Genomic DNA, 26,099 nt, shown 5'->3' on the forward strand with positions numbered 1-26,099 from the left:
TAGGATCAGACGCCCTGAATGGTGCCGTTGACGGCGTTGAGGAAGAGCTTCTGGTACGCGGCTGCGTCCAGCTGGCGGGCATTGGTGCGCGCTGTTACATCCTTGGCTGACATCTTGCCGACCAGCTCGGCCTGGCTGTCATCCACACCGATCTCTGCCAGAGTGTGCGGAATGTCCAGCTCCTTGCGCAGGTCGAGCATCCACTGCATCACGCCGTCGAAGTTGGCCTGCTCCAGTCCCAGGTAGCGGGCCAGACGGACAGTCTCCTCCTCAATGGCGGGCCGGTTAGCTTCCATGACGTAGGGCAACATGATTGCGTTGAGCAAACCGTGATGACTGTCGTATAGCGCGCCTACGCTGTGCGATACCGAGTGAATCGCGCCCAGCCCCCGCTGAAACGCCGTGGCACCCATGCTCGAAGCAACCATCATCTGCAAACGCGCATGAATGTCCGAACCATCAGCCGTGGCGCGTGGCAGAAACTCCTTGATCAGGCGCACGCCTTCCAGCGCGATACCTTCGGCCATAGGATGGAAAACCGGAGCGCAGAAGGCTTCAATATTGTGAGCGAGCGCGTCCATACCGGTTGCTGCAGTCAGCTTGGGCGGCAGGCCTACGGTAAGCTCGGGATCCAGAATCACGATCGGCGGCATCATGCGCGCGTTGAATATGATGCGTTTGGTATGTGATTCCTCATCGGATATCACCGCAGCCTGACCGACTTCCGAGCCAGTGCCGGCAGTCGTCGGTACGGCGACCAGTGGCAGCATCTTGCTGACATCGACCATAGCCGGATTCTGCGCTTCCCAGAGCGTGCAGCTCTGGTTGGCGATCAAGGCAATCGCTTTGGCTGCATCGATAGCAGAACCACCGCCGAATGCGATCACGCCGTCATGATCACCCTCTTTCAGTGCTGCAACACCATCGGCCACATTGCCACCGGTAGGGTTGCCCTTTACGCCAGTAAACAAACCAGGACGAAGGCCATGATCCCGACATTGCTGCAGCGCCTGTTCAATCATAGGCAGTGCAGCCAGGCCAGGGTCAGTAACCAGCAGCGGCGCTTTCATACCCAGCTGACCACAGCTTTTGGCCAGTTCGCTGATACGTCCGGCACCCACCTTTACTGCGGTCGGATAGTGCCAATTCATGCTGTATGAGGTAATTTCCATGGTATCTCCGCTACTCTCGTCAGGTTTGAAACGTACGTTATTCTACAGCCCTGCACAGCACGATTACTGCCGTACGGGATACAAAATTCAAAATTGTCCCGAAACATACCCAAATCGAGGGCTGGCGTCTATCTACTAGGGAACATGTGACAACCTGGCGCTTGATTAAATTGAATCGCAGTGCAAACTTGCGGTCACAGGACGTACAATCCGCCGATCGAACAAGCAGGGTCAACCTGCGTAGAATCAGCCTTTGAGGATATGCCATGAAAAAGTTCTTGTTACCTCTTGCCGTTGCCAGTGCGCTCTTTTCTGCCCAAGCCGTTGTTGCCCAGGAAGCAGGCGAAGCCGGCGAGGCCTTGTTTAAAAGCAAGCCCTGCGTAGCCTGTCATAATGTCGACGCGCAGCTGGTTGGCCCTGCTCTGAAGGCTGTCGCCGCCAAATACAAAGATGAAGAAAACGCAGTGGAAACCATTGCGGCCAACATCAAGAACGGTTCTTCCGGCCAGTGGGGCGCAATTCCCATGCCGCCGAACCAGGTTACCGAAGACGAAGCCAAGCTTCTGGCCGAATGGGTACTGACGCTCGAATAACCGTCGACCCCAAAAAACAAGCCCGCTTCGGTTGAATCGAAGCGGGCTTTTTTGTGCCTGCGGGCTTTGCTAAGCCTAACCGCAACCGCTTCAAGACGCGCCTTACAGAGTCGAGGAGCCATAAAGGGAACATCAACAACAACCGACCACGTTTTTTATGCTTTGTTTCGGCTGTCACAAAAGAGTCATCTTCCATGGATATATTGGCTTCGTCGCCGAAAGGTCGGCTCAGGTTTCAGAGCGGCATGCGCTGCAGCCTCAACCGATTTAGTGACCAAACCTAAATGTGGACAGGATATTGACCATGAACAAAGCACTTACCGCCGCTTCCGTGACACTGATGTCCGGGCTCTTAGCCGCACCCTTCGCCATGGCAGCTGAAACCGTTCAGGTAGATGGTTCCAGTACTGTTTTCCCGATCACCGAAGCTATCGCCGAAGAGTTCCAGAAGGAAATGAAAGGCGACATCCGGGTAACTGTTGGGGTATCCGGAACCGGCGGCGGCTTCAAGAAGTTCTGTCATGGTGAAACCGCCGCAACAGGTGCTTCGCGTCCGATCAAGAAAGAAGAGGCCGAGCTGTGCAAGCAGAACGGCATCGAGTTCATCGAGCTGCCGGTCTCCATGGATGCGCTGACTGTTGTTATCCACCCTGATAACGACTGGGCCAAAAGCATGACGGTCGAAGAGCTGAAGAAGGTCTGGGAACCGGAAGCACAGGGCAAGATCACCAACTGGAACCAGATCCGCTCCTCGTTCCCTGACAAGCCGCTGCGTCTGTATGGTGCCGGCACCGACTCCGGGACCTATGACTACTTCACCGCTGCCATCGTCGGCAAGGAACATTCCAGCCGCGGCGACTTCACCGCCAGTGAAGACGACAACGTGCTGGTACAGGGCGTGGCCAACGACCCAAGCGCCATGGGCTTCTTCGGTCTGGCCTACTATGAAGAAAACAAGGACAAGCTGGACGCTGTAGCGATTTCCTGGAAGGGCAAGGAAGCGGTACTGCCTTCGGTTGAAACCGCTGGTGACGGCTCTTACCAGCCGCTGTCGCGTCCGATCTTCATGTATGCCAGCAAGAACAAGATGGAGTCCGAGCCGCACTCCATGAAGTTCATGGAATACTATCTGAACGAAGAAAAGTCAGCCGAGCTGGTAGAGGAAGTTGGCTACGTACCGATGAGTTCCGAGTCCTACCAGGCAGCTCTGCGCACACTGCGTGAACTGGAAGTTGGCACCGCCTTCACCGGTTCAGAGATCGGCGTGAACGTTGTAGAGTTGCTCGGCCGCGAAAAGCACTATTGAGTAGAACGGTCATGAAGCAGGAGTGCGCCAGGCGGCGCGCTCTTGTTGCCGTTTCTGAACCCTGACCATCAGCAAGTATCACCGCAGCAGGCCTATTATGCTTAACACGCCAGATGACCCGTTGCGAGCCGCCATCACCCCGGCTCCCAACTTCCTGCGCAAGCGTGCAATGATCGACAAACTGGCGAGATGTATTCTGTTCGCCGCTGCCGCCGTGTCCGTTTTCGTGACCATCGGTATTGTGTACATCCTGCTCAGCGAGTCGCTGGTTTTCTTCGAATCCGTCTCGTTGAAAGAATTCCTTACGTCCACGACCTGGACGCCGCTGTTCGCAGCCCCCTCCTTCGGTATCTGGCCGCTTTTGTCCGGCACCCTCACCGTCTCCGCGATTGCGCTGTCGATTGCGATTCCGCTCGGGTTGCTGCTGGCGATCTACATGAGCGAGTTCGCTCCACCGAAGGTGCGCGAAGCAGTCAAACCGGTACTGGAGATGCTCGAAGGCGTACCGACCATCGTTTACGGCTACTTCGCCCTGATGATGGTGACACCCCTGTTGCAGACGTTCATTCCGGGTCTACCCGGCTTCAACATGTTGTCGCCGGGTATCGTCATGGGAATCATGATTCTTCCCTACACCACCTCCCTCAGTGAAGACGCCATGCGCGCCGTACCGCGCGAACTCAGGGAAGGCGCCTATGCATTGGGCTATTCGCGTTTCTATACCGCGATCAAGGTGGTTATTCCGGCGGCGATCTCAGGTATCACCGCGGCCTTTATTCTCGCCATGTCCCGCGCGGTCGGCGAGACGATGGTGGTCGCTATCGCCGCAGGCCAGATGGCCAACTTCACCTTTAATCCGATGGATCCTGCCGCAACCATCACCACCTTTATCGTGCAGGTCAGCCTCGGCGATGTACGTCACGGCTCGATTGGCTACCAGTCTATATTCGCAGTTGGCCTCGTGCTGTTCCTGATGACGCTGCTGTTCAATGTCATCGGCTTCATGCTGCGCCGCCGCTACCGTCTGGCTTATTGAGGTAAAACATGGCTACGTTGAATCAAACCATCAGCGACGGACAGGCGTATTCCTCGCTGATCCGGCGCAACAAGAACCAGGACATCCTCATCGCCGCGCTTGGCATGCTGATTCTGGTAATCGCCATCTCCACCCTGCTGGCTATGTTCCTGGATCTTTTCATTACTGGCCTGCCACGCTTGCAGGATGCCGACTTCTATATGAGCTTCCCGTCGCGCAAGGCGGAGCAGGCTGGCATTCTCTCGGCCTGGGTCGGCACCATCATGGTAATGGTAGTGACTGCCTGCATTTCCGTTCCGCTGGGTGTCGCTGCGGGTGTCTATCTGGAGGAATACGCAGGCTCCAACTGGGTGACCGACCTGATCGAAATCAACGTCACCAACCTCGCTGGCGTGCCCTCAATTGTCTACGGGTTGCTGGCGCTCGGGCTGTTCATTTATGCCTTTGGCATGAGCGAAACAGTGCTGGTTGCGGGACTGGTGTTGTCGCTGCTGATCCTGCCAGTCATTATCGTATCCACCCGGGAAGCCATACGCGCAATACCGGAAGCCTACAAGGAAGCCGCCATCGGCCTGGGTGCGGATCAATGGCAGACCACTTATGCCTACATCCTGCCCGCAGCCCGTCCCGGCATCATCACCGGGGCCATTGTCGGCCTGTCGCGCGCGATCGGCGAAACTGCACCGATCATCACCATCGGCGCCCTGACCTACATTGCGTTTCTGCCCAACTCGCCGGTCACCGGTGACTTCCCATTCATCAACTTTGACTGGATTACCAGCCCGTTCACGGTCATGCCTATCCAGATGTTCAGCTGGGTGTCTCGTCCCCAGGCGGAGTTCCAGATCAACGCCGCGGCAGCTGGTGTTGTATTGATGGTGCTGACGCTAATGATGAACGCCGTCGCTATCTACATTCGTTACAAGGTGCGCCACAAGGACTGATATCCGTCCGCAACCAGGCTCCTCCTACATAGACGATTACGGAAAAAACATATGACTTCCTTCAGCAAAAGCACTGGCATGATGAAAAGCATCGGCACCACCCCAGAACCTGCAGCCACCAAACGGACCCAGAGTGCACTTCCCCCAGCTTCGGCCGGACAGGAAGATACCTGGCTGCTCGAACCTGATGAGGCACTGCGTGCTCGGGTATCTGATCTGGAGTTCTGGTATGGCGATGGAACACAGGCGATCCAGAAGCTCAATATGCCGCTCGTAGACAAGCGCGTCACTGCGTTGATCGGCCCTTCCGGCTGTGGCAAGAGTACCTTCCTGCGCTGCCTGAACCGCATGCACGACCTGTACAAGGGCGTGAAATATTCCGGCGAAATCGCACTCTTGCCGGAAAACGTGAATCTGATTGAGCTTGACCCGATGGAGGTCCGGCTGCGGGTGGGCATGGTTTTCCAGAAGCCCAACCCCTTCCCCAAGTCCATTTATGAAAACACCATCGCCGGGCTGCGCATCCGCGGTATCAAGAAACGCGCAGTGCTGGATGAAATGGCCGAGAAGTCGCTGCGTCAGGCAGCACTGTGGGATGAGGTCAAGGACCGCCTGCATCAGTCGGCGCTCAGTCTGTCCGGCGGCCAGCAGCAACGCCTGTGTATCGCTCGTGCGCTGGCAGTGCAACCAGACATCCTGCTGCTCGACGAACCCACTTCAGCACTGGATCCGATTGCCACCGCGCGCATTGAGGATCTGCTCAACGAGCTGGAAGGTCAGGTCACCATCCTGATGGTGACGCACAACATGCAGCAGGCTGCACGCATCTCCAACTACACCGCTTACATGTACATGGGTCAGCTGGTCGAATTCAACGAGACCGATGCGCTGTTTACCCGCCCGAAATGCCAACGCACGGAAGATTACATTTCCGGCCGGTTCGGCTGATAAAGGAGCCTCAAATAATGACAACAGATCGCGAAAGCCACCTTAAACATATTTCCAGCCGATTCAATGCTGACCTCAGCCAGCTCAAGCAGGATCTGCTGGAAATGGGCGGGCTGGTAGAACAGCAGCTGCGCCAGGCAGTCGAGGCGCTCATCAACAGCGATGTCGAACTGGCCCGCGAAGTCAAAGCCGGTGACAAGAAAGTCGACGCCATGGAGCTGGCTATCGATGAAGAAGCCAACCGCGTTATCGCCAAGCGCCAGCCAACCGCCAGCGACCTGCGCCTGGTCATGTCGGTGGTAAAGATGGTTGCGGATATCGAGCGTATCGGCGATGAAGCCAAGAAGATCGCCAAGCTGACGATCGCGCTGGCGGAGGAAACAACCTCACCCTGGGGCCGCGTTGAAGTCCGGCATATCGGCAATCACGTCGCCGTAATGCTACGCGACGCCCTGGATTCCTTCGCCCGCTTCGATACCCAGGTAGCCCTGCAAGTCATGCGCGAAGACGACACCGTAGACAGTGAATACCGCAGCGCAACCCGCACGCTGGTCACCCACATGATGGAAGACACGCGCAACATCACGCGCTGCCTGAATATCATGTGGGTATTGCGCGCACTGGAGCGCGTCGGCGACCACGCCGGCAACCTCGCCGAACAGGTCATCTACATGGTGGAAGGCACCGACGTCCGCCACGCCCCAATGGAAATCGCCGAGCGCGCTGTTGAAGGTCGAGGCTAACTGTAGTGGTCTACTGATCCCGACAAATGCACGAAACCACTCCCCCTACGCCGTACATCCCCCCTTTGTAAAAGGGGGCTAGGGGGATTGGGTTTTCGTTCGTGATGTTGGTCCAGGCGTCTGCGGTCATGGCGGTTATAGGATCCGAGCCAATCGCCCGCCAACCATCAGGATTACGCAAGACGCCGTGAACCCATCCTTGGGGGCTTGGTGAAAACATCCCTGTTTTCAACACTTGCTTCACCCTGACAGCCGACGGACTCGCATGAGCAGTGGCGTATGGTGGAGATTAAAACCGCTTTCAGTTTTCCTGTCAGGCAAATCCGATGTTCATGCGAAGCGAGCCGACAGGACTGAGCCGACCGTGCGATGACATGGATGTCATCGACGAGCTTACAGGGAGGTACTTGCAGCGTGTCGGCGCAGCCCGGTCGGCTCGCGATAGCTGACCCCGTTTTCAGAGCTCAACTGGAATGATTTCGCAGCCAACGAATGTGCCTGCTGATATCTCACCGATAACAGTTAAGGCTGATGCGGCTGAAGATTGGCGTAGCGCAGGCGCGCTACACCCCCAGGCAGCTCGGCTCAAGCACTGAGGGGCTTTCCTTCCGGCAACTCGGATTTTGTGCGAAGCGTGCCGACAGGGCTGAGCCGACCGTGCGATGACATGGATGTCATCGACGAGCTTACAGGGACGTACTTGCAGCGTGTCGGCGCAGCCCTGTCGGCACGCGATAGCTGACCTCGATTTCATAGCTCAACTAAGCCGATTTCGCAGTTGAACGGCTGTGCTTGCTGATATGTCACGGATAACAGTTAAGGCTGATGCGGCTGAAAGATTGGCGTAGCGCAGGCGCGCTACACGCCTAGGCAGGACCCGACTCTCCCCAGACAAGCCCGGCTCTTCACCCAACCGCCTATCAAGAATTCGGCCCTGCTCCGTGCGTTACGTCACATACTCTAACGAAACGCCGGCCAGCCCCTGGCCATTGAGTGATACCCCGCTATCACATAACATAGGCACCTTCGCAGTTTTCAGTTTTTCCGCTTGACTGCTGCCACAAAAATTAAAACGCACATTACCGAGCATTCGATGCAAGACCTAGACATGGACCCAACCCCTCGGGGAGAGCTGGCGCTCAAGATCACCACCTTGCCACGAGACTGCAACAGTTTCGGGGATATCTTCGGCGGCTGGCTGGTAGCGCAGATGGACGTGGCCGGCACCAGCACAGCGGCGCGCATTGCCCGGGGCCGAGTGGCTACCGTCGCAATCGACCGAATGGGGTTCATGGTGCCTGTGTCAGTTGGAGCCCAGCTGGCATTCCACTGTCATGTTCTGGATATCGGACGCAGCTCGACCAAGATCTGCGTTGAAGTGTGGAGTGAGGATCTGGCACACGACGGCATCCGCAAGGTGACCGAAGCGGTATTCGTGTTTGTGGCCATTGATGACCGCGGCCGGACGCGAATTATTCCGTCCTGATACCGGAAACAATAGAACAGGCGCTGTAGCGAAACCAGCGCCTGATCTTACTGATTACATGGCTTCGAGCTTGGCGTAGGCAACCATCAGCCACTTGCTGCCTTCATCATCAAAGTTGACCTGGATCCGCGCCTGCGCGCCGTGCCCTTCGTAGTTCAACACCACGCCTTCACCAAACAGTGAATGCATCACGCGCTGCCCCAGTGCGAACCCGGTACTCTCGGTTGCTTCCTGGGCAAACATGGTGCCTTTGCCCTTGCCCGGGCCGAACGGCCGGCTCACCTGGCTACCCAGCCGCACCTCGCGAATTAATTCCGCCGGGATCTCACGAACGAAGCGTGACACCTTGTTGAAGGTCTCACTGCCATACAGCCGCCGCGTCTCTGCCCAGGTAATAACCAGCTGCTGCATCGCCCGGGTAATGCCGACATAGGCCAGACGGCGCTCTTCTTCAAGCCGACCCGGCTCCTCCAGACTCATCTTGTGCGGGAATAGTCCTTCCTCCATGCCGGCCAGGAACACCAGCGGAAACTCCAGGCCCTTGGCACTGTGCAGGGTCATAAGTTGTACGCTGTCCTCGAAGCGGTCAGCCTGGGTTTCACCCGCCTCCAGCGATGCATGCGCGAGGAAGGCCAGCAGGGTATCGCCCTCCTCTTCCTCGCTGGCCATCTCGTTCTCAAAGGCGCGCGCGGCCGAGACCAGTTCCTCGAGGTTTTCCACCCGCGCCTGGGCCTTCTCGCCTTTCTCCTGCTCGTGGAAACGTAACAGCCCGCTGTGCTCGATCACCTGCTGAGCCATGCTGTACAAGGGCATGCCTTCGACCCGCTCAGTGATGTCCTCGATCATCTGCATGAACGCCTGCACCGCGTTGGCGGCGCGGCCGGGCAAGCCCTTGTTATCAAGCAGATCGCAGCCAGCCTGCCACAGGGATACATCCTGCTCGCGGGCGTGCTGGCGCAAACATTCCACGGTCTTGTCGCCGATGCCGCGGGCAGGCACGTTGATGATGCGCTCCAGTGCACCGTCATCGCCGCGATTGGCGATCAGGCGCATGTAGGCCATGGCGTTCTTGATTTCAGCGCGCTCGAAGAAACGCTGCCCGCCGTAGATCCGATAGGGAATCGCGGCACGCAACAGGGCTTCTTCAAGCACCCGGGATTGCGCGTTGGAACGGTACAGAATAGCGATCTCGCTGCGCGACATGCCTTCGCCGACCGCCTGCTCGATACGTTCGACGATAAAACGCGCTTCATCCTGCTCGTTGAACCCGGCATACAGCGCGATGGGTTCGCCCTCGTTATCTTCGGTCCAGAGCTCCTTACCCAGGCGCCCGGCGTTATTGCCGATCAGCGAGTTGGCTGCCTTGAGGATGTTCGCCGTCGAGCGGTAGTTCTGCTCCAGGCGGATCAATTCGGCGGCCGGATAATCCGTCTGGAATTGCTGGATATTCTCGATGCGTGCGCCGCGCCAGCCGTAGATCGACTGGTCATCATCTCCGACCACCATCAGGCTGGGATTCTTGCCGGCGATCAGCCTGAGCCAGGCGTACTGCACAGCGTTGGTGTCCTGGAACTCGTCCACCAGCAAATGCCGGAAACGCGCCTGGTACTGTTCGCGCAGCGCATTGTTGTCACGCCACAACTCCAGCGAGCGCAGCAGTAGCTCGGCAAAGTCCACTACACCGGCGCGGGCGCAGGCCTGCTCATAGGCCTGATAGATACGCAGCATAGTGGTGAGGTACAGGTCGCCGGCCGGCTGAATGTGCTGCGGACGCAGGCCTTCATCCTTCTGACCGTTGATCCACCATAGCGCCTGGCGCGGCGCCCACTGGTTTTCGTCCAGGCCCAACTCACGGATGACACGCTTGACCAGCCGCAGCTGATCATCGCCATCGAGAATCTGGAATTGCTCGGCCAGCCCGGCTTCGCGCCAATGCGCGCGTAACAGGCGGTGTGCCAGGCCGTGGAAGGTGCCCACCCACATACCCTGGGGCGAAATACCCAGCAGTTGTTCGATACGTGCGCGCATCTCGTAGGCGGCCTTGTTGGTGAAGGTCACCGAGAGGATGCTCCAGGGCGACGCGTTTTCCACCTGGCACAACCAGGCGATACGGTGCACCAGCACGCGGGTTTTGCCGGAGCCGGCGCCAGCCAGCACCAGTTGCTGACCGGGAGCCGCGGTTACGGCCTGGCGCTGGGCGTCATTGAGCGAATTAAGCAGATGAGAGATATCCATGCGCGCATTCTACCAGCCGGTGCGCGTCGGCCGGAAGGAAACCGCCTTCGGGCCGATGACTGCATTGCACACCGTGCATTTTATCTCGCCGGGCTGTGCCAAAACGGGGCAGTGATGTATGGTGCATACCATGGACTAGTGCCATTATGCTGGCACTCTCGGAGCGGAAGCGCTGAGCAGTTTGAGGGATCAATTACCATGGCGTTTCAGGATAGTTACGCAGTCAGTACCCCGGTCGACCTGCGTATACGCAAGCTGGACCTTCTATATGAATATTCACGTCTGCCGCAGTGGCTGATTCTGCTGTCAGCCGTATTGGTCTGCTTTCTGGTCTGGGAGCGTGTCGAGCACACCCTGCTCCTTGGCTGGTTGGCGCTGATTCTCACACTGACGCTCCTGCGCAACCTGCTGACCAGCCGCTACCGCAACAGCCCGCCTGAGGCGCGCCTGAAGTCGTCCTGGCGGGCGCTGTTTTACCTGGGCAATATGCTGACCGGCTTTGCCGTGACCTACATACAGATCGGCCTGGTCCCGCTGGACACCTTCTCCCTGCAGGCTCCGACCTATAGCCTGTTTACCGGCATCAGCCTGTGTGTAAGTATCATTTATGCCAGCCGGTTTCTTGCATTTGCCAGTTTCCTGTTGCCCGCCTGGCTGCCAACCATCGTGTTTTTCCTTACCCGCAGTAACGACAGCACCAGCGCCTATTGGGGCGTGATGGCGATAACGCTGTTTTGCTGCATTCTGCTCGCAGGAGCCTTCATCAACCGCTCGGTCACGCGCGCCTTGCACGCAGATGATCGCAATCTCGCGCTACTCGCACGCCTGGAGCAGGCGCATGAACAGGCCAAAGCGCTGAATGAGCAGCTCAGTACCGAAGTCCAGCACCGTCGGCGTGCAGAGCAGGAGCTGCTCGAGAGTCATGAGGCGCTTGAGGAGCGGGTCAAACAGCGTACTGCTGAACTGGAAGATATCAGCCGGGCGCTGCGCTCCAGCGAAGACCGATTGAACCTGGCCATTGAAGCGAGCGGGCTGGCGCTATGGGACTGGGATCTGGCGTCCGACCGTGTAGAACACTCACAGCTGGAAACCATATTCGGCCTGCAACCCGAGTCGCAACCCACCATGCTGGGCGACCTTCGCCCGCATTTGCATTACCGGGATATCGACACTGTCCGAAACGCCCTGATCAGTCACATGAAAGATCAGGACACCCCCTATCACCTCGAATACCGCGTGAGGCACACCGACGGGCACTGGTTGTGGGTGGAAGATACCGGGCGGGCCATCGAGCGAGACGACTCGGGCCGCGTGCTGCGAATGATCGGCACCCGCCGTGACATCTCCGCGCGTAAACTGCATGAAGAACAAGCCTTGCTGGCGGCAACCGTATTCGAAGCCTCTTCCGAGGGCATCATCATCCTCGACCATCGCCTGCACGTCCTGGCGGTCAACCGTGCCTTCAGCGACATCACCGGTTATGCGGGCCACGAAGTGGTGCATTCATTGCTCGAGCGCATCGCCCAATCGATGGACAAAAGCGACTATGACAAGCTGGTCAGCACTCTGAAGAGCACTGATCGCTGGCAGGGCGAGCGCACCGGTACGCGCCGGAACGGCGAGCAATATCCGCAGTGGCTGCAGCTGAAAGTGGTACGCGACGAACGCGGCAAGATAATTCACTACGTGGCGTTTTTTGCCGATCTGACGGTGCATCGTCAGAACGAGGAGCAGGTACGTTACCTGACCAATTACGACCCTCTGACCCAGCTTGCCAACCGCAACCTGTTCACCCAGCGATTGAATGAAGCAACGGGCCGCGCGCGCGCCGGCAATCGAAGTCTGGTGTTGCTGCACTTGAATCTCGATCGGTTCAAGCAGATCAACGAGACACTCGGCCATGCAGTGGCGGACCTGTTGCTCCAGCAGATTGCCCTGCGGCTAGGCGAAATGGACCAGACGGATCTGGTCGCGCGGCTTTCCGCCGACGAATTCGTCATCCTCATCGAACAGCAGCTTGAGCGCCAGCAGCTGGAGGATCTGGCGACCAGGCTGCTTGAAGAAGTACGCAAACCGCTTCAGATCGGTGTTCAGGAGCTTGTGGTTACCGCCTCCATCGGCATCAGCCAGTTCCCCAATGTCGCCCGCAACGGCCTGCACATGATCACCCAGGCCAGCCAGGCGATGCACCACGCCAAGCATCTCGGGGGCGACAACTTCCAGTTCTATACCCACCTGTTGCAGTCCTACAGCCTTGATCGCCTGCAACTGGAAAACCAGCTGCGCAAGGCGCTGGTCGATGCCCAGCTGGTGGTGTATTACCAGCCGAAGCTGGACCTGGCGAGCGACCAGATCACCGCCGCCGAGGCGCTGGTTCGCTGGCAGCATCCTCAGCGCGGCCTGCTGTTGCCCGGGCAATTCATCGAGATGGCCGAAGAGACCGGCATGATCGTCACGCTTGGGGAGCTGGTGTTGCGTCAGGCCTGTGCGCAGGCCAGCCACTGGTATCACCAGGGTCCGGTGCCTGTACGCATAGCGGTCAATCTGTCGGTACAACAGCTGCGCCAGGAGAACTTTTCCCAGACCGTGCGGGCGATCCTCATGGAATCCGACCTGCCGGCGCGGCTGCTGGAGCTGGAATTGACCGAAAGCATGCTGCTGGAACACCTGGACGTGGTAGCACGCAACATCGCCGAACTGCAGGACATGGGAATCAGGCTGGCGGTGGATGATTTTGGTACCGGCTATTCATCGCTGGCTTATCTCAAGCGCTTCCCGCTGCATACGCTGAAAATCGACCGGGCGTTCGTCGCGGAGCTTGAAGAAGGTGCGCAGGATGCGGCGATCGTGCGCGCCATTATCGCCATGGCGCACAGTCTCGGCCTGAATGTGGTAGCTGAAGGGGTCGAGCTGGAGAGCCAGCTCGAGATCCTGCGCGATTACGGTTGCGATGAGGTCCAGGGCTATCTGATCAGCCGCCCCTTGCCGGCTCAGGCGTTTGCCAGACTGCTTATCGACGCCCAGCAAAGCCTGCCCATTTAGATACAGGTTTCCTCGTGGTCGCGAGGTAACACATCAGACCCTAGCGCTCGTCGAGCCAGGTATGTCCCTGGCGCTCGAGCAGGCTGTCCGCCGCCTCAGGCCCCCAACTGCCGGCAGCATAGCGTTTGGGCGAGCGGTAGCTGTTCTGCCACCCTTCAATGATCGGATCAACCCAGCGCCATGCGGCCTCGATTTCGTCGCGACGCATGAACAGGGTGGCGTCGCCATCGATCACATCGAGCAGCAGCCGTTCATAGGCATCCCAGCGCCGGCGCTTGAACGCATCAGCGAAGTTCAGGTCGAGCTCGACTTCCTGTAGCGACATACCCCGCCCCGGAGACTTGGCCATCAATGACAGGCTGATGCTCTCGTCTGGCTGCAGCCGTATAACCAGACGGTTGCCTGGCGCGAAATCGCCACGCTGCGGAAACAACCGGTGCGGTACGGCCTTGAACTGGATGACGATTTCCGATTTGCGCTGCGCCAGGGATTTGCCGGTACGCAGGTAAAACGGCACCCCGGCCCAACGCCAGCTATCTATCTCGGCCTTGAGCGCGACGAAGGTCTCCGTGTTGCTGTCGTGGTCGACACTTTTCTCGAAGTAGTAGGCCGGCAGCTTCTCGCCCGCCCGCACCCCTGCCGAGTACTGGCCGCGCACCGTATGGTCCTGCACGTCCATGCCACTGATCGGGCGCAGGGCTTCAAGTATCTTCAGTTTCTCGTTACGCACTGACTCGGGCTCGAAGTGCACCGGCGCTTCCATCGCCACCAGACACAGAAGCTGCAGCAGATGGTTCTGCACCATGTCGCGGATTGCGCCCGCCTTGTCGTAATAGTCGCCGCGATTTTCAACGCCTACCGTTTCCAGCACGCTGATTTGCACATGATCGACATGTGCATTGCGCCAGAGGGGTTCGAACAGCGCGTTACCGAAGCGCAATGCCAGCAGGTTTTGCACTGCCTCCTTGCCCAGGTAATGATCGATACGGAATACGCGCGATTCATCAAAAACCGAGCCAATCTGGTCGTTGATCTGATTGGCGGTTTCGAGGCTCTGCCCGAGCGGTTTTTCCAGCACGATGCGCGCTTCGGCGGTAACCAGCCCGGCTGAGTCAAGGTGTTTGGCGGTCGAAGCAAACAGGTTTGGCAGGGTCGCCAGGTAGAACACGCGGATACGGTCCGGATGCTCGCCCAGCCTGTCACCGAGCCGCGAGTAGGAGGTCCGCTGACTGACGTCCAGTGTCATGAATTCGAGCCGTTGCGCGAACGCCTCCCACACTGACTGCTCAAAATCCCCCTGGGCGACATGCTGGCTGACATGGCGCTGCACCAGTTTGCGATAACTCTGCGCGTCGTGCTTGCCGCGTGCGGTCGCGATGATGCGCGTCTCGGCATGCAGATGCCTGTCTCGATGCAGGTAATACAGGGAAGGCAGCAACTTGCGCATCGCCAGATCCCCGGTGCCACCAAATACCACAATGTCGCAGGCCAGGCCGCGTTTTGCTGACACAGCAATTCTCCTGTTAGGCTGACGAAAGGCGCCCTGGGGGGCCGGCTACCGCTTGAATGACCAGCGCGTCCCGGCATAGGAGAGCGTCTGGATTGATCCGCCTGGAGCCGGAAACAATGAGCTTCAGACCGTTGATACACTGCCATAACCGCTGGTTCGGCGCTTTTTGTAGTATAACTACAAGATATCTCATCCCAATGGCACCCAGACTAGCATGAAGTCCACGTGAATTTGCTCCAGCACATCGCCGCCAGCCGTCAGCTGCTTCGCAAGTCAGAACTCAAGGTCGCAGACCACGTTCTTGCCCATGCGGCGCAGGTAATGCATTCGTCCATGGCCGACCTGGCCCGGGAGGTCGGCGTCAGCGAGCCAACCATCGTGCGCTTCTGCCGGGCCATCGGCTGTACCGGATTCCAGGACCTCAAGCTCAGACTAGCGCAAAGCCTGGCGGCCGGAGCCAGTTTCGGTCAGTTCTCGATAAACGAGGATGACAGCGTCGATCAACTGTCGCACAAGATCTTTGATACGACGCTGGCGACGCTGATGGAAGTGCGCGAACGGCTCGACACCGCAGCTACCGAACGGGCCATCGAGGCGATGGCGCATGCACGGCGGGTGGAGTTTTACGGTTTCGGTGCCTCCGGTGCCGTGGCCAGCGACGCACAGCACAAGTTTTTCCGTTTGCAGGTCTCCACAGCGGCCTATTCGGACCCGCACATGCAAGCAATGTCAGCCGTCACCCTTGGGCCCGAAGACGTTGCGGTCGCCATCTCCCAGACCGGACGCACCAAGGACCTGCTGCACTCAGCGGCGCTGGTCACCGAAAGCGGTGCAACGCTGATCAGCCTGTGTCCGAGCAATACGCCATTGGCTGAACTGGGCAAGATTCACATCCCCATCGATGTGACGGAAGATACCGAGATCTATACGCCGCTGTCTTCGCGCATCGCTCATCTGGTGGTGATCGACGTGCTGGCAATGGGCATGGCGATGCGCCGCGGACCGGAACTGGTGCATCATCTGAAAAGCGTCAAGCGCAGCCTGCGCGGCTTGCGGTTGTCCAACAAGGCCGGGCAACGCACCATCGACAACCAAGACTGAACGCCGTATCCAGCAAGAGACCGACACGATGCCTACCGCTATGGCCCGCCACATCCTGGTCAAAACAGAAGCTCAGGCCGCTGAACTGAAAAAGCGCATCGCCGCAGGCGAAGCCTTCGATGTCCTGGCGAAAAAATACTCAACCTGCCCGTCACGCAAGCGTGGCGGCGATCTGGGCGAAGTGCGCCCGGGGCAGATGGTGCGGGCGATTGACCAGATCATATTCAAGAAGCCTCTCAAACAGATACACGGCCCGGTGAAGACTCAGTTCGGCTATCACCTGGTTCAGGTGTTCTACCGCGACTGACCAGTAGCTACCGGCCCAGGCGCTCATGCCATTCGGCAATCGACTCCTCGGGGTATTCCCGATACTCCTTATCCCCCGGCCGGGTATCTGGCTCCACCCAGGCCGCCCTGGAGCCCAGCATCATATGGGTGTGCTCCGGCGGAACCGGCAATGGTGTATCGATTGCTGAAGCGAACGGATGAATCAATTCAGGCCATTCGGGACTGAACAACCATAAGCCCGATCCGCAGTGGCTACAGAAGTGCCGCTCGGCACTGCTGGCCCTGAGGCTGCCCTCCTCTCCCTGCATCAGAGCATGGTAGATGGTGATATGTTCGCGGCCGCTCACCTCCATGCTCGCCGCATCACCGCTCAGGTTGATGGCATAGCCGCCTCCGCCCTGGGTCTTGCGGCAGATCGAGCAGTAACAGCGCTGGTAGGGATAGGGATGTGCACTTTCGAGAGTGAAGCGTACCGCGCCGCAGTGGCAGGAACCTTTCAGTTGCATCTGTATCTCCTTCGTCAGTCGGTTGCATCGCCCGCAGCGGGGGCCGGGCAAAGGTGACGCGTTTGCGGCCTGGGAGTTTCGCCCGGTCAGGCACCTTGCCCCCAGTTCATTTCCAGGCCACCGTCTATTACAAAATCCTGTCCGGTGATGTAGTCCGCTGCAGGGCTCAGCAGATACAGCGCCAACTCCGCCACTTCCTCCGGCTTACCGGCCCGCTTGAAGGGAATATTCGGCATCTCCTGCTCGCGCTTCTGCGGGTCGTCTACCCGCTGCCGGGTCATTGGCGTCCGGATCAGCCCGGGAGCAATGGCATTGACGTTGATACCCAGTGGAGCCAGCTCCAGCGCAAGGCTGCGAGTCATCAGTAGCAAACCGCCCTTGGCCGCACCGTAGGCTACGTTGCCCGGACTGGGGATGGCATCATGCACTGAGGTGATATTGAGGATCTTGCCGCCGCCACCGACCGCCTTGCGCCGCCGGACAAACTCCCGAGCGCAATAGAACGGGCCGTACAGATCAGTCTTCAGCGCCTTATCGAAGTCTTCACTGCTTAGTTGGTCAATCGGCGAGCTCATGCCTACGCCAGCGTTGTTGACGAGAATATCGGGCGCGCCCAGCTCGTTGCCGACCCGATCGAACAGTTCGGCCACACTGATTTCATCGGTCACATTCAGATGCTGTATCAGACCGCGTCCGCCCGCTTGTTCGATCTGTTGCAGCGTTTTCTGCGCACCGTCCTGATCGGAGTGATAGGTCACCGCCACCGTTGCGCCCGCTCCGGCAAAGGCAACAGCCATCGCCTGCCCCATCCCGGAATCCGAACCTGTGATGATCACGATCCTGTCATTCAGCTTACCCATGCTAGCCTCCATCGGCGTTACTGGTACCCGGGACACCTCGACTGGCAATACATGACGTCATACTCCGCGAGGTATCCGCGACTGCTTCGGCTGAGATTATTTCGGCAGTCACCGGTTGTTAAATTCACGCGACGTGTGATCTGTGACCATCGCCAAATCGGACGTTCATCCCGTTCGTCGCCCCGCGCAGCTGTTGCAGGCAGGCGCAACGAAACCTGGCGCGTGCCAGCGTCCGCCCCGTCCCACGGCGCTACTGCTACAATGCCAGGCACTTCAACGCGGAATCTGACCATGGCTGCAATCGGGCGCTTCAACACACTGCAAATCGTCAAACACACCGGTTTCGGCCTCTATCTGGACGGCGGGCCAGACGGCGAAATACTGCTGCCGAACCGCTACATCCCCAAGGATGAGCCGACTGAGGTCGACGACTGGCTCAACGTGTTCATCTATCTGGACAGCGAAGACAAGCTGATTGCCACCACCGAGACGCCAAAGGCGCAGGTTGGCGAATTCGCCAGTCTGAAGGTCGCGGAGATCAACCGGGTCGGGTTGTTCCTCGACTGGGGGCTGCCGAAGGACGTGCTGCTGCCTCACTCCGAAGAAAAGCGCCCGCTGAAGGAAGGCGATTACTGTGTGGTGTATCTGTATCTGGACCGGCATACGCGCCGCATTACCGCTACGGCCTATCTGGACAGGTATCTCGATAAGTTACCGGTGCGCTACCAACCGGGCGACGAGGTGGAGCTGCTGGTCGTGTCGCCAACTGATCTTGGCTACAAGGCGATCATCAACCACTCGCACTGGGGACTCATCCACAAGAACGAGGTGTTCAAGTTCCTGCGCAGCGGCATGCGCGAAAAAGGCTATATCAAGGAAATTCGTGCCGACGGCAAGATCAGTCTGAGCTTGCAGCCCGTTGGCAGCGAGGCAGGTGATCAGCTTCAGCAGCGGATATTGGCAGAACTCGAAGCCCAACAAGGCGTGCTCGCCTTGAGCGACAAGAGCCCGCCGGAGGCTATCAGCAAGGCTTTCGGTGTAAGCAAGGGAAGTTTCAAGAAAGCCATCGGCGGCTTGATGAAGCAGGGCCTGATCGCGATTCACCCGGACCATATCGAACGGGTCTGAATAGCGGCCTCGGGCCGCTGCTCAACAGCATTTGCAGATACCCACCGCTAACTCGGGTGGGTATCTATCAACCTCAGACACTATGGTCCTGTAACCACCGGCCAACCGCTGCTATCCCAGACCAGCTCGGATATTCTCAGATTCGGTTCGCCTGAGAAAGCGCGATAGGCGTGATACATGTTGTAGGCCCTGTTACCGCTGAAGAACACCGAGTTGTGGCCCGGCCCTTTCCAGTTGCGGTCGCCGGATACGATCGGGGTACCCCCGCCGCTCATCATGCTCCTGCCTGCCTTGTCGACATAGGGCCCGCGCACATTGGTCGAGCGCCCTACGCGGATATTGTAGGTACTGCGCGCACCGTCACAGCATTTGTCGAACGAGACGAACAGGTAATAGTAACCACAGCGCTTGACGATGACCGGCGCTTCGATTGCGCCGCCGCCCCGTGATGCCAGCGAATGAACGGTATTATCCGCTCGTGACCCGTCGGCGTTCAGTTTCACCATTTTGATGCCGTCCCAGAAACTACCGAAGGACATCCAGGGGGTGCCGTTGTCGTCTACGACAATGTTGGGGTCGATGGCATTGAAGTTGTCACGGTTCGAGCTGCACATTACCGGGCCACGGTCAGTCCAGCTGCCGGAGCTCATGCTGCTGCGCGTTGCGTGACCGATGCAGGAGTTGTTACTGCCGAAGGTGGATACCGAATAATACAAGTGGAACTGCCCGTTGAATTTGGACAGATCGGGTGCCCACAGATTTTTAACGCCGGGTACGCGTTGGCGTAACCAACTGGGAGAGTTGCCCTGCTGGAAAGCGCCGGGGGTGCCTTCCCAATGGATCAGGTTGCTGGAGCGTTTACCCGGCAACACCAACCCGTCGGCCTCCGATCCGGTCTGCAGGATGTAATAAGCGCCCCGGTCTTCAATGATAGTAGGATCGTGGGTGACCAGATTGCCCGTCAGGTTCAGTGGGCCGGGGGGATTGGCTGGGTTGTAAACCCCCACATCGCAGGTACCGCCGATGGGTGAATCAGGGTCCGGCTGCGGGTCCGGGTCTGGCGTGGGAACGTTAACGGCGAAAGCCGCAAACGGAAACAGCAGGGTGCTGATGAGCAGGGCAATGCGCATGAGAAGGCAAGCTCCTTTAGAGTTTTGCCTTTTATATCCTTTTTTATCGCACGACTCTGGACTCACTAGTCATTTTTGCCAATCACTTTGAATCCTGCTGAATTCCGAAAGGCTTGCAGCGCATGGTTGTCGGTAATATCACGCGAGCCTGGCCGATGCAGAAGCTCAACGATCCATCGAAGCCGCTACCGGTGGCTATTGGGTAATTTCATACCACAACCATACGCCTGCCAATACCAGCAGCAGCACACCAAGTGGCTTGGAATACCGGTCCCAGAGTTTCATCGCCGCTTCGCCGGCAATCGCCACCAGCAATGCCAGGCCAAAATAGCGCACCCCGCGGCCAATCATGGCGGCCAGCAGGAATAGCGCGATCGGATAACCATTGGCACCGGCGGCCAGCATGGCGATCTGGAAAGGCACCGGCACTACCCCTATGGTCAGGATGGCGACGAATCCTTCCTCGCTGAAGCGCGACTGAAACTGGTCATAGGCTTCCTGACTGCCGAAGAAACTGATCAGCGCATCGCCCCAGTGATCCATCGCGAAGACGCCAAAGTAATAGCCAAGCGTTGCAGCCGTCAGGTTGCCGGCTAGCGCCACAGCAGCAATGGTCCATTTACGATCAGGGTGACAGAGCATCCAGGGAATCAGGATGACCTCGATGGGTATCGGCACCAATAACGTTTCTGCCATCGAGGCGGCAAATAACAGCCACAGCGCATGACGTGAGCGATTAAGCCGGTCCAGCCAGGCCTTCGGAGAGGTAACCTTCGGCAAATGAATATTCCCTGAAAAACAATGACCTTGTTCAGACCGTCTCGTAGTTGATCCGGTTCGCTTTCAGCGCAACCTGTTAACGGGTTAAAGCCCTACACTTAATGCCGGCGAAGCCGTCACACTGCGCCGGCGCGTCCGTCAGGGCCGCTTGGCGGGTTCCCGCTCGGCCGCCTCCCTGCCGCTGTGCTGCGGCACATCCTCCATACCGCTGCCTCCTGTAGCAGCCCGCCCACGCATTTTCTCGGCGGGTTCGGGAAAGCCACTACGGTCGCTGTAGTCATACACCGTGACCAATTGCTTTTCCTTGCTCAAGCCGCGGGCGCAGGCCAGATCAGCGGCGGTAATCGCCGCTACGCTGCCCAATGCAATGGCAGTATTCACCGGCTCGTTACCCCGCTGGGCGGCAACCCCGAGCGTCGCCAAGTCCAGTGCATCACCGCCGATCCGTGCGTACACCCAGGGTGCCGGCTTGTCCGCCATCAACAGTCCTACCCCGGTGGCAATCTCACGCAGACCATAAAGCCGCAATAATCCGGCTCTGCCCGGCAGGCCGACTGTGTTCGCCAGCGCGCGGGGCATCAGCAGCTCGGCCACGCCCAGCCCGATACTGAGCCAGCCCAGACTCCGTGCTGCCTTGCGTGCAGCATGATTGGTGCGGTATTCCCGACTCGATTTACGTTGCATGGTCATAGTCTCCTCAAGGCTTCAGCACAACTTTGACGCAGCCGTCGTGCTTGTCGCGGAAGGTCTTGTACAGGTCCGGGCCATCTTCGAGCCTGGCGGTATGGGTGATAACGAAGGACGGATCAATCTGTCCGTCCTGAATCCGCTTAAGCAGGTCATCGGCCCAGCGCTGCACATGGGTCTGCCCCATGCGGAAGGTCAGTGACTTGTTCATGGCCGCGCCGAAGGGAAGCTTGTCCAGCAGGCCGCCGTACACACCGGGGATCGACAGGGTGCCGCCGGGGCGGCAGACATACATCATTTCGCGTAAAACATGCGGTCGCCCGGTTTCCATCATCGCTGCCTGTTTAACGCGGTCATACATGGCATCAATTGATCGGCCTGCATGGGACTCCAGCCCGACTGCATCGATACACTTCTCAGGGCCCTTGCCCTTGGTCAGCTCGTTGAGACGATCGAGCACACTTTCTTCGTCGAAATTGATGGTAATCGCGCCGCCGGCGCGGGCCATTGACAACCGTTCAGGGACATTATCGATACAGACAACCTGCTCGGCACCCAGCAGAATCGCACTGCGGATGGTGAACTGACCGACCGGGCCCGCCCCCCAGATCGCCACGGTGTCGGTACGCTGGATATCGCACTGCACGGCCGCTTGCCAGCCCGTCGGAAAGATGTCGCCGAGGAACAGCGCCTGTTCGTCCGTCATGCCGTCGGGTACGACCACAGGGCCCACATCGGCGAAGGGCACCCGTACGAATTCAGCCTGTCCACCATCGTATCCGCCGGTGAGCTGGGTATAACCGAACAGGCCGGCGGTGGTGTGGCCGAACATCTTGTCGGCCAGCTTGGCGTTGCGGTTAGTGCGCTCGCACACCGAATAATTGCCGCGCCGGCACTGGTCACACTCCCCGCAGCTGATCGTGAAGGGCACGACGACCCGGTCACCCACCTTGAGCTTCTTGTTGGCCGACCCGACCTCCATCACTTCGCCCATGAACTCGTGGCCCAGAATGTCGCCATGAGTCATGCCCGGCATGAAACCGTCGTACAGGTGCAGGTCCGACCCGCAAATAGCGCAAGAGGATACTTTTACAATCGCGTCGCGCGGGTCTTCGATGGAGGGGTCAGGGACATGATTATCGCAACGAATGTCTTTCTTGCCATGCCAGCGGAGTGCTCTCATGGGAATCTCCTGTTCAGATGAACGGATGCCGCGTGGTGATTCCTTCGGTGGGCTACTACGCAGGTTGCGCAGCAGTGCGCGTTCCTCTGCTATGAATGCCGGAAGCAGGCGGCCGGCGTGCCGCGGCGGTTGCATACACAGCGTTAGTACATGAGGGGAAGACAAAAGTTGCTGAGACGTGCAAGATTGCCGCCGAAGACCGACGAGCTGTTCCGCTTTATGACATATTCGCCGCAATTCGAGGCGTTATCGGCGTTTTCGGGGAACTTGGACGCCTGATGATAATCTTCTATAGCGGATCCCTACATCGCCCCGTCTGGCTTTGCTCCCGGGTTAAACTACCGGGCAGCGCAAACAGGCGAGACAGACAGCCGCAGCAGTCCGGCGAGCGTTTTTCAAACACTGGTGATTGCATCATGAACGTACTGATTGTTGAAGATGAAGCATTGATCGCAATGCTTCTGGAAGAAATGCTGGACACCCGCGGGTATAACGTCGCGGCGCACGCCTCGACTCTGGCCGAAGGCGAGACAATGGCCTCGTCGCTGGACGTCGACGTGGCCATCCTGGATGTCAGCCTGGCTGGCGAAACGGTATTTCCGGTGGCCGAGCGCCTGTCTGATCGGGGCATCCCGTTCATGTTCACTACCGGATTCGGCGCAGCGGGTATGCCAGAGGCATGGGCCGATCGGCCGGTATTCAGCAAGCCATACGAAATCGATTCGCTTATTGAGACTATCCAACAACTGGTGCCAAATGCACCAGCCGCTGCAGCAAGCTAAGTAACCTGCTTCCGTTCCGTTTGCACCGGGCTGATTCTCGTCTAGCGGTCTGCCCGCCTCTCCATCGTTCTACTCTGTAGCGTTGCGCATCAAGGAACTTCGCTGCCGCTCGTTCCTTCTATATCTGAAGAATCAGAGACAGACAGTGAGATAACTGCCGAGCAGTCGCCGGCCGGAAGCAGGAGGTTGCTTCGGGCCCGGCGTGCTCAGAGTATCGATCCCTCTTGCGGAGAGAACACAAGGGAGCGCTATTGAAACCTGGCATTCTGGTAATCGACATTGGCGGCAGCGGCATCAAGGCTGCAGTCGTTGATGAGCAAGGTAACCTTTTGAGCGAACGCCTGCGGGTGCTCACACCGCATCCATGCCTACCCTCGGTTCTGATCGATACCGTGGTTGAGCTGGTAGCACCCTGCCCCGCCTACAATCGTATTTCGATCGGCTTTCCCGGCGCGATTCGCAATGGTCTTATTCTCACCGCAGCCAATCTCGATAGCCGTGAATGGATAGGCTTTGACCTGCCTGATGCGCTTTCCCGGCGACTGGGCAACCATCCCGCACGGATCATCAACGATGCCGATCTGCAGGGGTTCGCCCTGATCCAGGGCAAGGGGCTTGAGATGGTGATCACGCTGGGCACTGGTTTTGGCTCCGCGCTGTTCCGCGATGGGCAGTTGATGCCACACCTGGAGCTGGCCCACCACCCTGTGTCCGACAACCTGACCTATGACCAGTATCTGGGAAATGCCGCGTTAAAGAAAATTGACGTTAGTGAGTGGAACGAGCGGTTGTTGCGCGTACTGGACGTGCTTGAGGTGTTGCTGCATGCCGACCATATCGTGCTGACGGGAGGCAACGTGCGCCTGGTGACGGTTGACCTCCCTCCTTCGGTGAGCATTGCACCCAGCGACTCGGGGATCAGCGGCGGCGCCGCCTTGTGGAGGCACCGAACTTAAGCTGCTGATCACCCGGCCCGGTGTGGGTGAGAGGCTGCCTCAGGGCGTCAACTGCAAGTGGCGAGTCATGAAACGCTTGATCCTGCCCATGACCTTGTCGCGGAACGACAGGCTTTTACGGACAGTCTGGGCCTTGAGACTCGATAGGCTGGCACCTGGTGCATACATCTCGTTTGTCTCCAGGCAAAACACCGGCTTGCCGGTAAGTCGCATGATCTCCCACGCCTGGCGTTCCTCGTTTTCGATAAACAGTACTGCATGCGGGTCGCCACGGTAGATGTCAGCCTTGAACTGCTTGTGCATATCCAGGCGCCGTCGTTCAGCGGCGCTGGGCAGATCCAGCATATGCAACTGCTGATAACGGACCCCATGACGCTCGAGCCAGGCCTCGGTTTCCGCCCGGTACTTTTCAAGACGACTGGTAACCAGATGCTTCACTTCAATCGAGGGAATGAACAGCGGCTGGGCGTGCTCAAGGAACCCGAGATAATTTTCACCGTCATCGTTCTGCGAGCGCGTCGGATCGACGCACAGCACGCCATCAATATCCAGGCATGAATGGCTGATCAGCGCATGGTGCATGATGTTCCATTCAAATACACGTGGCTGCTCTACCGTTTCGAGGAAGATATCCACCGCTTCTGCATTGTTGCGCTGGGCGAAGGCAACCATGGTTACCACCTCGCCGGCAAACACCTTGCTTACCTTGTCGCGGGCTTCTCGCATGGAGCCGCCAGAGGCGATACTGTCATCCACCAGAAGAATTTTACGGGCCTGCTGCGGCAGACGCAGCGCCTCATGCTTGTAGGTGCGGGTATGCCCCTTCTTCAACTCGTCGTTGCGTTCGAAGGAGTACAGATCGGTTAACGGCAGGTTGAGTTTCAACGCGACGATGCTGGCGACCAGCATTCCGCTTCGAGGAATCCCCACAACCAGATCAACATCAGTGGGTACCTTGCTGGCGAATCGGTTGGTGAGTGTCGACAGATCACTGACACTTCGGTAATTCATAGCTGCTCCTCAGCCTAACGGTTTTATTATTTCCGCTGCTACGCCAGCGGCTGTTCAGTTCCTGTCCTAGTGCACCGCCTTTGTCCGGCTCGATGCGACTGCTAGCCAGCCAGCAGCGTGATCGGCTGCCCGTCACGACTCGCCGTGCTTGTCAGTCTAGAATACCCAGCGTTGAGTGCTTGCGGCGTCGTTCTCACTCTGCGCGACAAACGGAAGAGTCGCTGGCTTGGCGGCGCTCTGTGTAGTCGAAAGCTGTTGCGCCGGGGCATTCTCGAAGTTGACCGATTCAAACTGCAAACCGGCCGAGCGCTCCCATGCGGGGGCAGGCGGAATGGTGTTGTGGGAGGAGGATTGCGGGCCAGCCACCGTGGCAAGTGCCACAACGGCCAGAACCAGAGGTGCTCGTTGTAGGAATTCAAGACTCATGTGCATCTCCCCAAAGCATTGGCTAAAAGAGCTCTAACGCGTTTGGGGAATATCGCAAGTCCTGTGCCAGTTCACACTTTTGGGTAACCCTTTATAAAACAATGGGTTATAAATTCAGCGCAACCTGGCCACCATGCAGGGTGCATGATGTGGCGTTTCGATATCGTGCAAAGTGCAAAGTTTATCCGCCCTCCGGGGAACTAAATCCGTTCCTGGGTGACGCGCCCATCAGCAAATCAGCGGGGG

The 26,099-nt window shown here is 58.5% G+C and carries 24 protein-coding genes; 13 read left to right on the plus strand and 11 right to left on the minus strand.

Going from position 1 to position 26,099, the window contains the following annotated elements; genetic code table 11:
• Nucleotides 1-5 precede the first annotated feature (5 nt).
• A complete protein-coding gene (locus tag HG264_RS12520) occupies nucleotides 6-1,172 on the minus strand; it encodes an iron-containing alcohol dehydrogenase (protein ID WP_178102812.1) in 1,167 nt (388 codons plus the stop codon).
• A 266-nt stretch (nucleotides 1,173-1,438) separates the two neighbouring features.
• Here HG264_RS12520 and HG264_RS12525 point away from each other — a divergent pair, with 266 nt between their 5' ends.
• The 7 genes from HG264_RS12525 to HG264_RS12555 all read left to right on the plus strand — a co-directional run bounded on the left by HG264_RS12525 (nucleotide 1,439) and on the right by HG264_RS12555 (nucleotide 8,228).
• The gene (locus tag HG264_RS12525; RefSeq protein ID WP_169407990.1) at nucleotides 1,439-1,765 is read left to right on the plus strand and encodes a c-type cytochrome; all 327 of its coding nucleotides are present in this window, start codon (nucleotides 1,439-1,441) and stop codon (nucleotides 1,763-1,765) included.
• Between the two features lie 304 nt (nucleotides 1,766-2,069).
• Entirely contained in the window at nucleotides 2,070-3,071 is a 1,002-nt protein-coding gene (locus HG264_RS12530) for a PstS family phosphate ABC transporter substrate-binding protein (protein ID WP_169407991.1), read from the plus strand.
• Nucleotides 3,072-3,168: 97 nt separating this feature from the next.
• Nucleotides 3,169-4,107: a phosphate ABC transporter permease subunit PstC gene (pstC, locus tag HG264_RS12535; protein ID WP_169407992.1), complete on the plus strand. Its 939-nt coding sequence runs from the start codon at nucleotides 3,169-3,171 to the stop codon at nucleotides 4,105-4,107.
• An 8-nt stretch (nucleotides 4,108-4,115) separates the two neighbouring features.
• Nucleotides 4,116-5,051, plus strand: a complete 936-nt coding sequence (gene pstA / locus HG264_RS12540) for a phosphate ABC transporter permease PstA (protein ID WP_169407993.1) — start codon at nucleotides 4,116-4,118, stop codon at nucleotides 5,049-5,051.
• A gap of 51 nt (nucleotides 5,052-5,102) precedes the next feature.
• Nucleotides 5,103-5,999, plus strand: coding sequence for a phosphate ABC transporter ATP-binding protein PstB (gene pstB, locus HG264_RS12545; protein ID WP_218572992.1), 897 nt, complete (start codon nucleotides 5,103-5,105; stop codon nucleotides 5,997-5,999).
• Between the two features lie 17 nt (nucleotides 6,000-6,016).
• A complete protein-coding gene (gene phoU, locus HG264_RS12550; RefSeq protein ID WP_150299820.1) occupies nucleotides 6,017-6,742 on the plus strand; it encodes a phosphate signaling complex protein PhoU in 726 nt (241 codons plus the stop codon).
• A gap of 1,108 nt (nucleotides 6,743-7,850) precedes the next feature.
• The gene (locus HG264_RS12555) at nucleotides 7,851-8,228 is read left to right on the plus strand and encodes an acyl-CoA thioesterase (protein WP_372240170.1); all 378 of its coding nucleotides are present in this window, start codon (nucleotides 7,851-7,853) and stop codon (nucleotides 8,226-8,228) included.
• Nucleotides 8,229-8,282: 54 nt separating this feature from the next.
• Here HG264_RS12555 and uvrD read toward each other — a convergent pair whose 3' ends face one another.
• A complete protein-coding gene (uvrD, locus tag HG264_RS12560) occupies nucleotides 8,283-10,463 on the minus strand; it encodes a DNA helicase II (protein WP_169407995.1) in 2,181 nt (726 codons plus the stop codon).
• A 198-nt stretch (nucleotides 10,464-10,661) separates the two neighbouring features.
• Between uvrD and HG264_RS12565 the strand changes: the two genes are divergently transcribed.
• Nucleotides 10,662-13,505 (plus strand): EAL domain-containing protein, encoded by a 2,844-nt coding sequence (locus HG264_RS12565; RefSeq protein ID WP_169407996.1) that lies wholly within the window; start codon nucleotides 10,662-10,664, stop codon nucleotides 13,503-13,505.
• A gap of 40 nt (nucleotides 13,506-13,545) precedes the next feature.
• Here the strand turns inward: HG264_RS12565 and zwf are convergent, their stop codons facing one another.
• On the minus strand, nucleotides 13,546-15,015 hold the full coding sequence (zwf, locus tag HG264_RS12570) for a glucose-6-phosphate dehydrogenase (protein WP_256663670.1): 1,470 nt from the start codon (nucleotides 15,013-15,015) through the stop codon (nucleotides 13,546-13,548).
• 225 nt (nucleotides 15,016-15,240) lie between these two features.
• On the opposite strand from zwf, the gene hexR reads away from it, so the two are divergent.
• Nucleotides 15,241-16,116 carry a transcriptional regulator HexR gene (gene hexR, locus HG264_RS12575; RefSeq protein WP_169407997.1) on the plus strand — a complete coding sequence of 292 codons (876 nt, stop codon included), beginning with the start codon at nucleotides 15,241-15,243 and terminating at the stop codon, nucleotides 16,114-16,116.
• 28 nt (nucleotides 16,117-16,144) lie between these two features.
• On the plus strand, nucleotides 16,145-16,423 hold the full coding sequence (locus HG264_RS12580) for a peptidylprolyl isomerase (protein ID WP_169407998.1): 279 nt from the start codon (nucleotides 16,145-16,147) through the stop codon (nucleotides 16,421-16,423).
• A 7-nt stretch (nucleotides 16,424-16,430) separates the two neighbouring features.
• On the opposite strand, the gene HG264_RS12585 is transcribed toward HG264_RS12580, so the two are convergent.
• Nucleotides 16,431-16,910 carry a GFA family protein gene (locus tag HG264_RS12585; protein WP_169407999.1) on the minus strand — a complete coding sequence of 160 codons (480 nt, stop codon included), beginning with the start codon at nucleotides 16,908-16,910 and terminating at the stop codon, nucleotides 16,431-16,433.
• 86 nt (nucleotides 16,911-16,996) lie between these two features.
• Nucleotides 16,997-17,770, minus strand: coding sequence for an SDR family NAD(P)-dependent oxidoreductase (locus tag HG264_RS12590; RefSeq protein ID WP_169408000.1), 774 nt, complete (start codon nucleotides 17,768-17,770; stop codon nucleotides 16,997-16,999).
• 291 nt (nucleotides 17,771-18,061) lie between these two features.
• Here HG264_RS12590 and HG264_RS12595 point away from each other — a divergent pair, with 291 nt between their 5' ends.
• On the plus strand, nucleotides 18,062-18,898 hold the full coding sequence (locus HG264_RS12595; protein WP_169408001.1) for a S1 RNA-binding domain-containing protein: 837 nt from the start codon (nucleotides 18,062-18,064) through the stop codon (nucleotides 18,896-18,898).
• A gap of 80 nt (nucleotides 18,899-18,978) precedes the next feature.
• On the opposite strand, the gene HG264_RS12600 is transcribed toward HG264_RS12595, so the two are convergent.
• The 4 genes from HG264_RS12600 to HG264_RS12615 all read right to left on the minus strand — a co-directional run bounded on the left by HG264_RS12600 (nucleotide 18,979) and on the right by HG264_RS12615 (nucleotide 22,678).
• A complete protein-coding gene (locus tag HG264_RS12600; protein ID WP_169408002.1) occupies nucleotides 18,979-20,028 on the minus strand; it encodes an arabinan endo-1,5-alpha-L-arabinosidase in 1,050 nt (349 codons plus the stop codon).
• 195 nt (nucleotides 20,029-20,223) lie between these two features.
• A complete protein-coding gene (locus tag HG264_RS12605) occupies nucleotides 20,224-20,808 on the minus strand; it encodes a YqaA family protein (RefSeq protein ID WP_218572993.1) in 585 nt (194 codons plus the stop codon).
• 138 nt (nucleotides 20,809-20,946) lie between these two features.
• Nucleotides 20,947-21,492 (minus strand): transcriptional regulator, encoded by a 546-nt coding sequence (locus tag HG264_RS12610; protein WP_169408003.1) that lies wholly within the window; start codon nucleotides 21,490-21,492, stop codon nucleotides 20,947-20,949.
• Nucleotides 21,493-21,505: 13 nt separating this feature from the next.
• Nucleotides 21,506-22,678 (minus strand): zinc-dependent alcohol dehydrogenase, encoded by a 1,173-nt coding sequence (locus HG264_RS12615; RefSeq protein WP_169408004.1) that lies wholly within the window; start codon nucleotides 22,676-22,678, stop codon nucleotides 21,506-21,508.
• Nucleotides 22,679-23,094: 416 nt separating this feature from the next.
• Between HG264_RS12615 and HG264_RS12620 the strand changes: the two genes are divergently transcribed.
• Together HG264_RS12620 and HG264_RS12625 are read left to right on the plus strand one after the other, a co-directional pair.
• A complete protein-coding gene (locus HG264_RS12620; protein WP_169408005.1) occupies nucleotides 23,095-23,460 on the plus strand; it encodes a response regulator in 366 nt (121 codons plus the stop codon).
• A 251-nt stretch (nucleotides 23,461-23,711) separates the two neighbouring features.
• Nucleotides 23,712-24,416 (plus strand): ROK family protein, encoded by a 705-nt coding sequence (locus HG264_RS12625; RefSeq protein WP_169408006.1) that lies wholly within the window; start codon nucleotides 23,712-23,714, stop codon nucleotides 24,414-24,416.
• A gap of 39 nt (nucleotides 24,417-24,455) precedes the next feature.
• Here HG264_RS12625 and HG264_RS12630 read toward each other — a convergent pair whose 3' ends face one another.
• On the minus strand, nucleotides 24,456-25,427 hold the full coding sequence (locus HG264_RS12630; RefSeq protein WP_169408007.1) for a phosphoribosyltransferase: 972 nt from the start codon (nucleotides 25,425-25,427) through the stop codon (nucleotides 24,456-24,458).
• A 156-nt stretch (nucleotides 25,428-25,583) separates the two neighbouring features.
• Nucleotides 25,584-25,853: a hypothetical protein gene (locus tag HG264_RS12635; protein ID WP_169408008.1), complete on the minus strand. Its 270-nt coding sequence runs from the start codon at nucleotides 25,851-25,853 to the stop codon at nucleotides 25,584-25,586.
• Nucleotides 25,854-26,099 lie beyond the last annotated feature (246 nt).

Source organism: Pseudomonas sp. gcc21 (assembly GCF_012844345.1).
Classification (GTDB): domain Bacteria; phylum Pseudomonadota; class Gammaproteobacteria; order Pseudomonadales; family Pseudomonadaceae; genus Halopseudomonas.

What these genes read in the sequence shown, in the direction of transcription:
- HG264_RS12530 (WP_169407991.1), top strand. Translation starts at nt 2,070, where the DNA reads ATGAACAAAGCACTTACCGCCGCTTCCGTGACACTGATGTCCGGGCTC.
- pstB (WP_218572992.1), top strand. Translation starts at nt 5,103, where the DNA reads ATGACTTCCTTCAGCAAAAGCACTGGCATGATGAAAAGCATCGGCACC.
- HG264_RS12615 (WP_169408004.1), bottom strand. Translation starts at nt 22,678, where the DNA reads ATGAGAGCACTCCGCTGGCATGGCAAGAAAGACATTCGTTGCGATAAT.
- HG264_RS12600 (WP_169408002.1), bottom strand. Translation starts at nt 20,028, where the DNA reads ATGCGCATTGCCCTGCTCATCAGCACCCTGCTGTTTCCGTTTGCGGCT.
- phoU (WP_150299820.1), top strand. Translation starts at nt 6,017, where the DNA reads ATGACAACAGATCGCGAAAGCCACCTTAAACATATTTCCAGCCGATTC.
- HG264_RS12555 (WP_372240170.1), top strand. Translation starts at nt 7,851, where the DNA reads ATGGACCCAACCCCTCGGGGAGAGCTGGCGCTCAAGATCACCACCTTG.
- HG264_RS12525 (WP_169407990.1), top strand. Translation starts at nt 1,439, where the DNA reads ATGAAAAAGTTCTTGTTACCTCTTGCCGTTGCCAGTGCGCTCTTTTCT.
- pstC (WP_169407992.1), top strand. Translation starts at nt 3,169, where the DNA reads ATGCTTAACACGCCAGATGACCCGTTGCGAGCCGCCATCACCCCGGCT.
- HG264_RS12595 (WP_169408001.1), top strand. Translation starts at nt 18,062, where the DNA reads ATGGCTGCAATCGGGCGCTTCAACACACTGCAAATCGTCAAACACACC.
- HG264_RS12630 (WP_169408007.1), bottom strand. Translation starts at nt 25,427, where the DNA reads ATGAATTACCGAAGTGTCAGTGATCTGTCGACACTCACCAACCGATTC.
- HG264_RS12610 (WP_169408003.1), bottom strand. Translation starts at nt 21,492, where the DNA reads ATGCAACGTAAATCGAGTCGGGAATACCGCACCAATCATGCTGCACGC.
- HG264_RS12620 (WP_169408005.1), top strand. Translation starts at nt 23,095, where the DNA reads ATGAACGTACTGATTGTTGAAGATGAAGCATTGATCGCAATGCTTCTG.
- HG264_RS12585 (WP_169407999.1), bottom strand. Translation starts at nt 16,910, where the DNA reads ATGCAACTGAAAGGTTCCTGCCACTGCGGCGCGGTACGCTTCACTCTC.
- pstA (WP_169407993.1), top strand. Translation starts at nt 4,116, where the DNA reads ATGGCTACGTTGAATCAAACCATCAGCGACGGACAGGCGTATTCCTCG.
- uvrD (WP_169407995.1), bottom strand. Translation starts at nt 10,463, where the DNA reads ATGGATATCTCTCATCTGCTTAATTCGCTCAATGACGCCCAGCGCCAG.
- HG264_RS12520 (WP_178102812.1), bottom strand. Translation starts at nt 1,172, where the DNA reads ATGGAAATTACCTCATACAGCATGAATTGGCACTATCCGACCGCAGTA.
- HG264_RS12635 (WP_169408008.1), bottom strand. Translation starts at nt 25,853, where the DNA reads ATGAGTCTTGAATTCCTACAACGAGCACCTCTGGTTCTGGCCGTTGTG.
- HG264_RS12565 (WP_169407996.1), top strand. Translation starts at nt 10,662, where the DNA reads ATGGCGTTTCAGGATAGTTACGCAGTCAGTACCCCGGTCGACCTGCGT.
- HG264_RS12590 (WP_169408000.1), bottom strand. Translation starts at nt 17,770, where the DNA reads ATGGGTAAGCTGAATGACAGGATCGTGATCATCACAGGTTCGGATTCC.
- HG264_RS12580 (WP_169407998.1), top strand. Translation starts at nt 16,145, where the DNA reads ATGCCTACCGCTATGGCCCGCCACATCCTGGTCAAAACAGAAGCTCAG.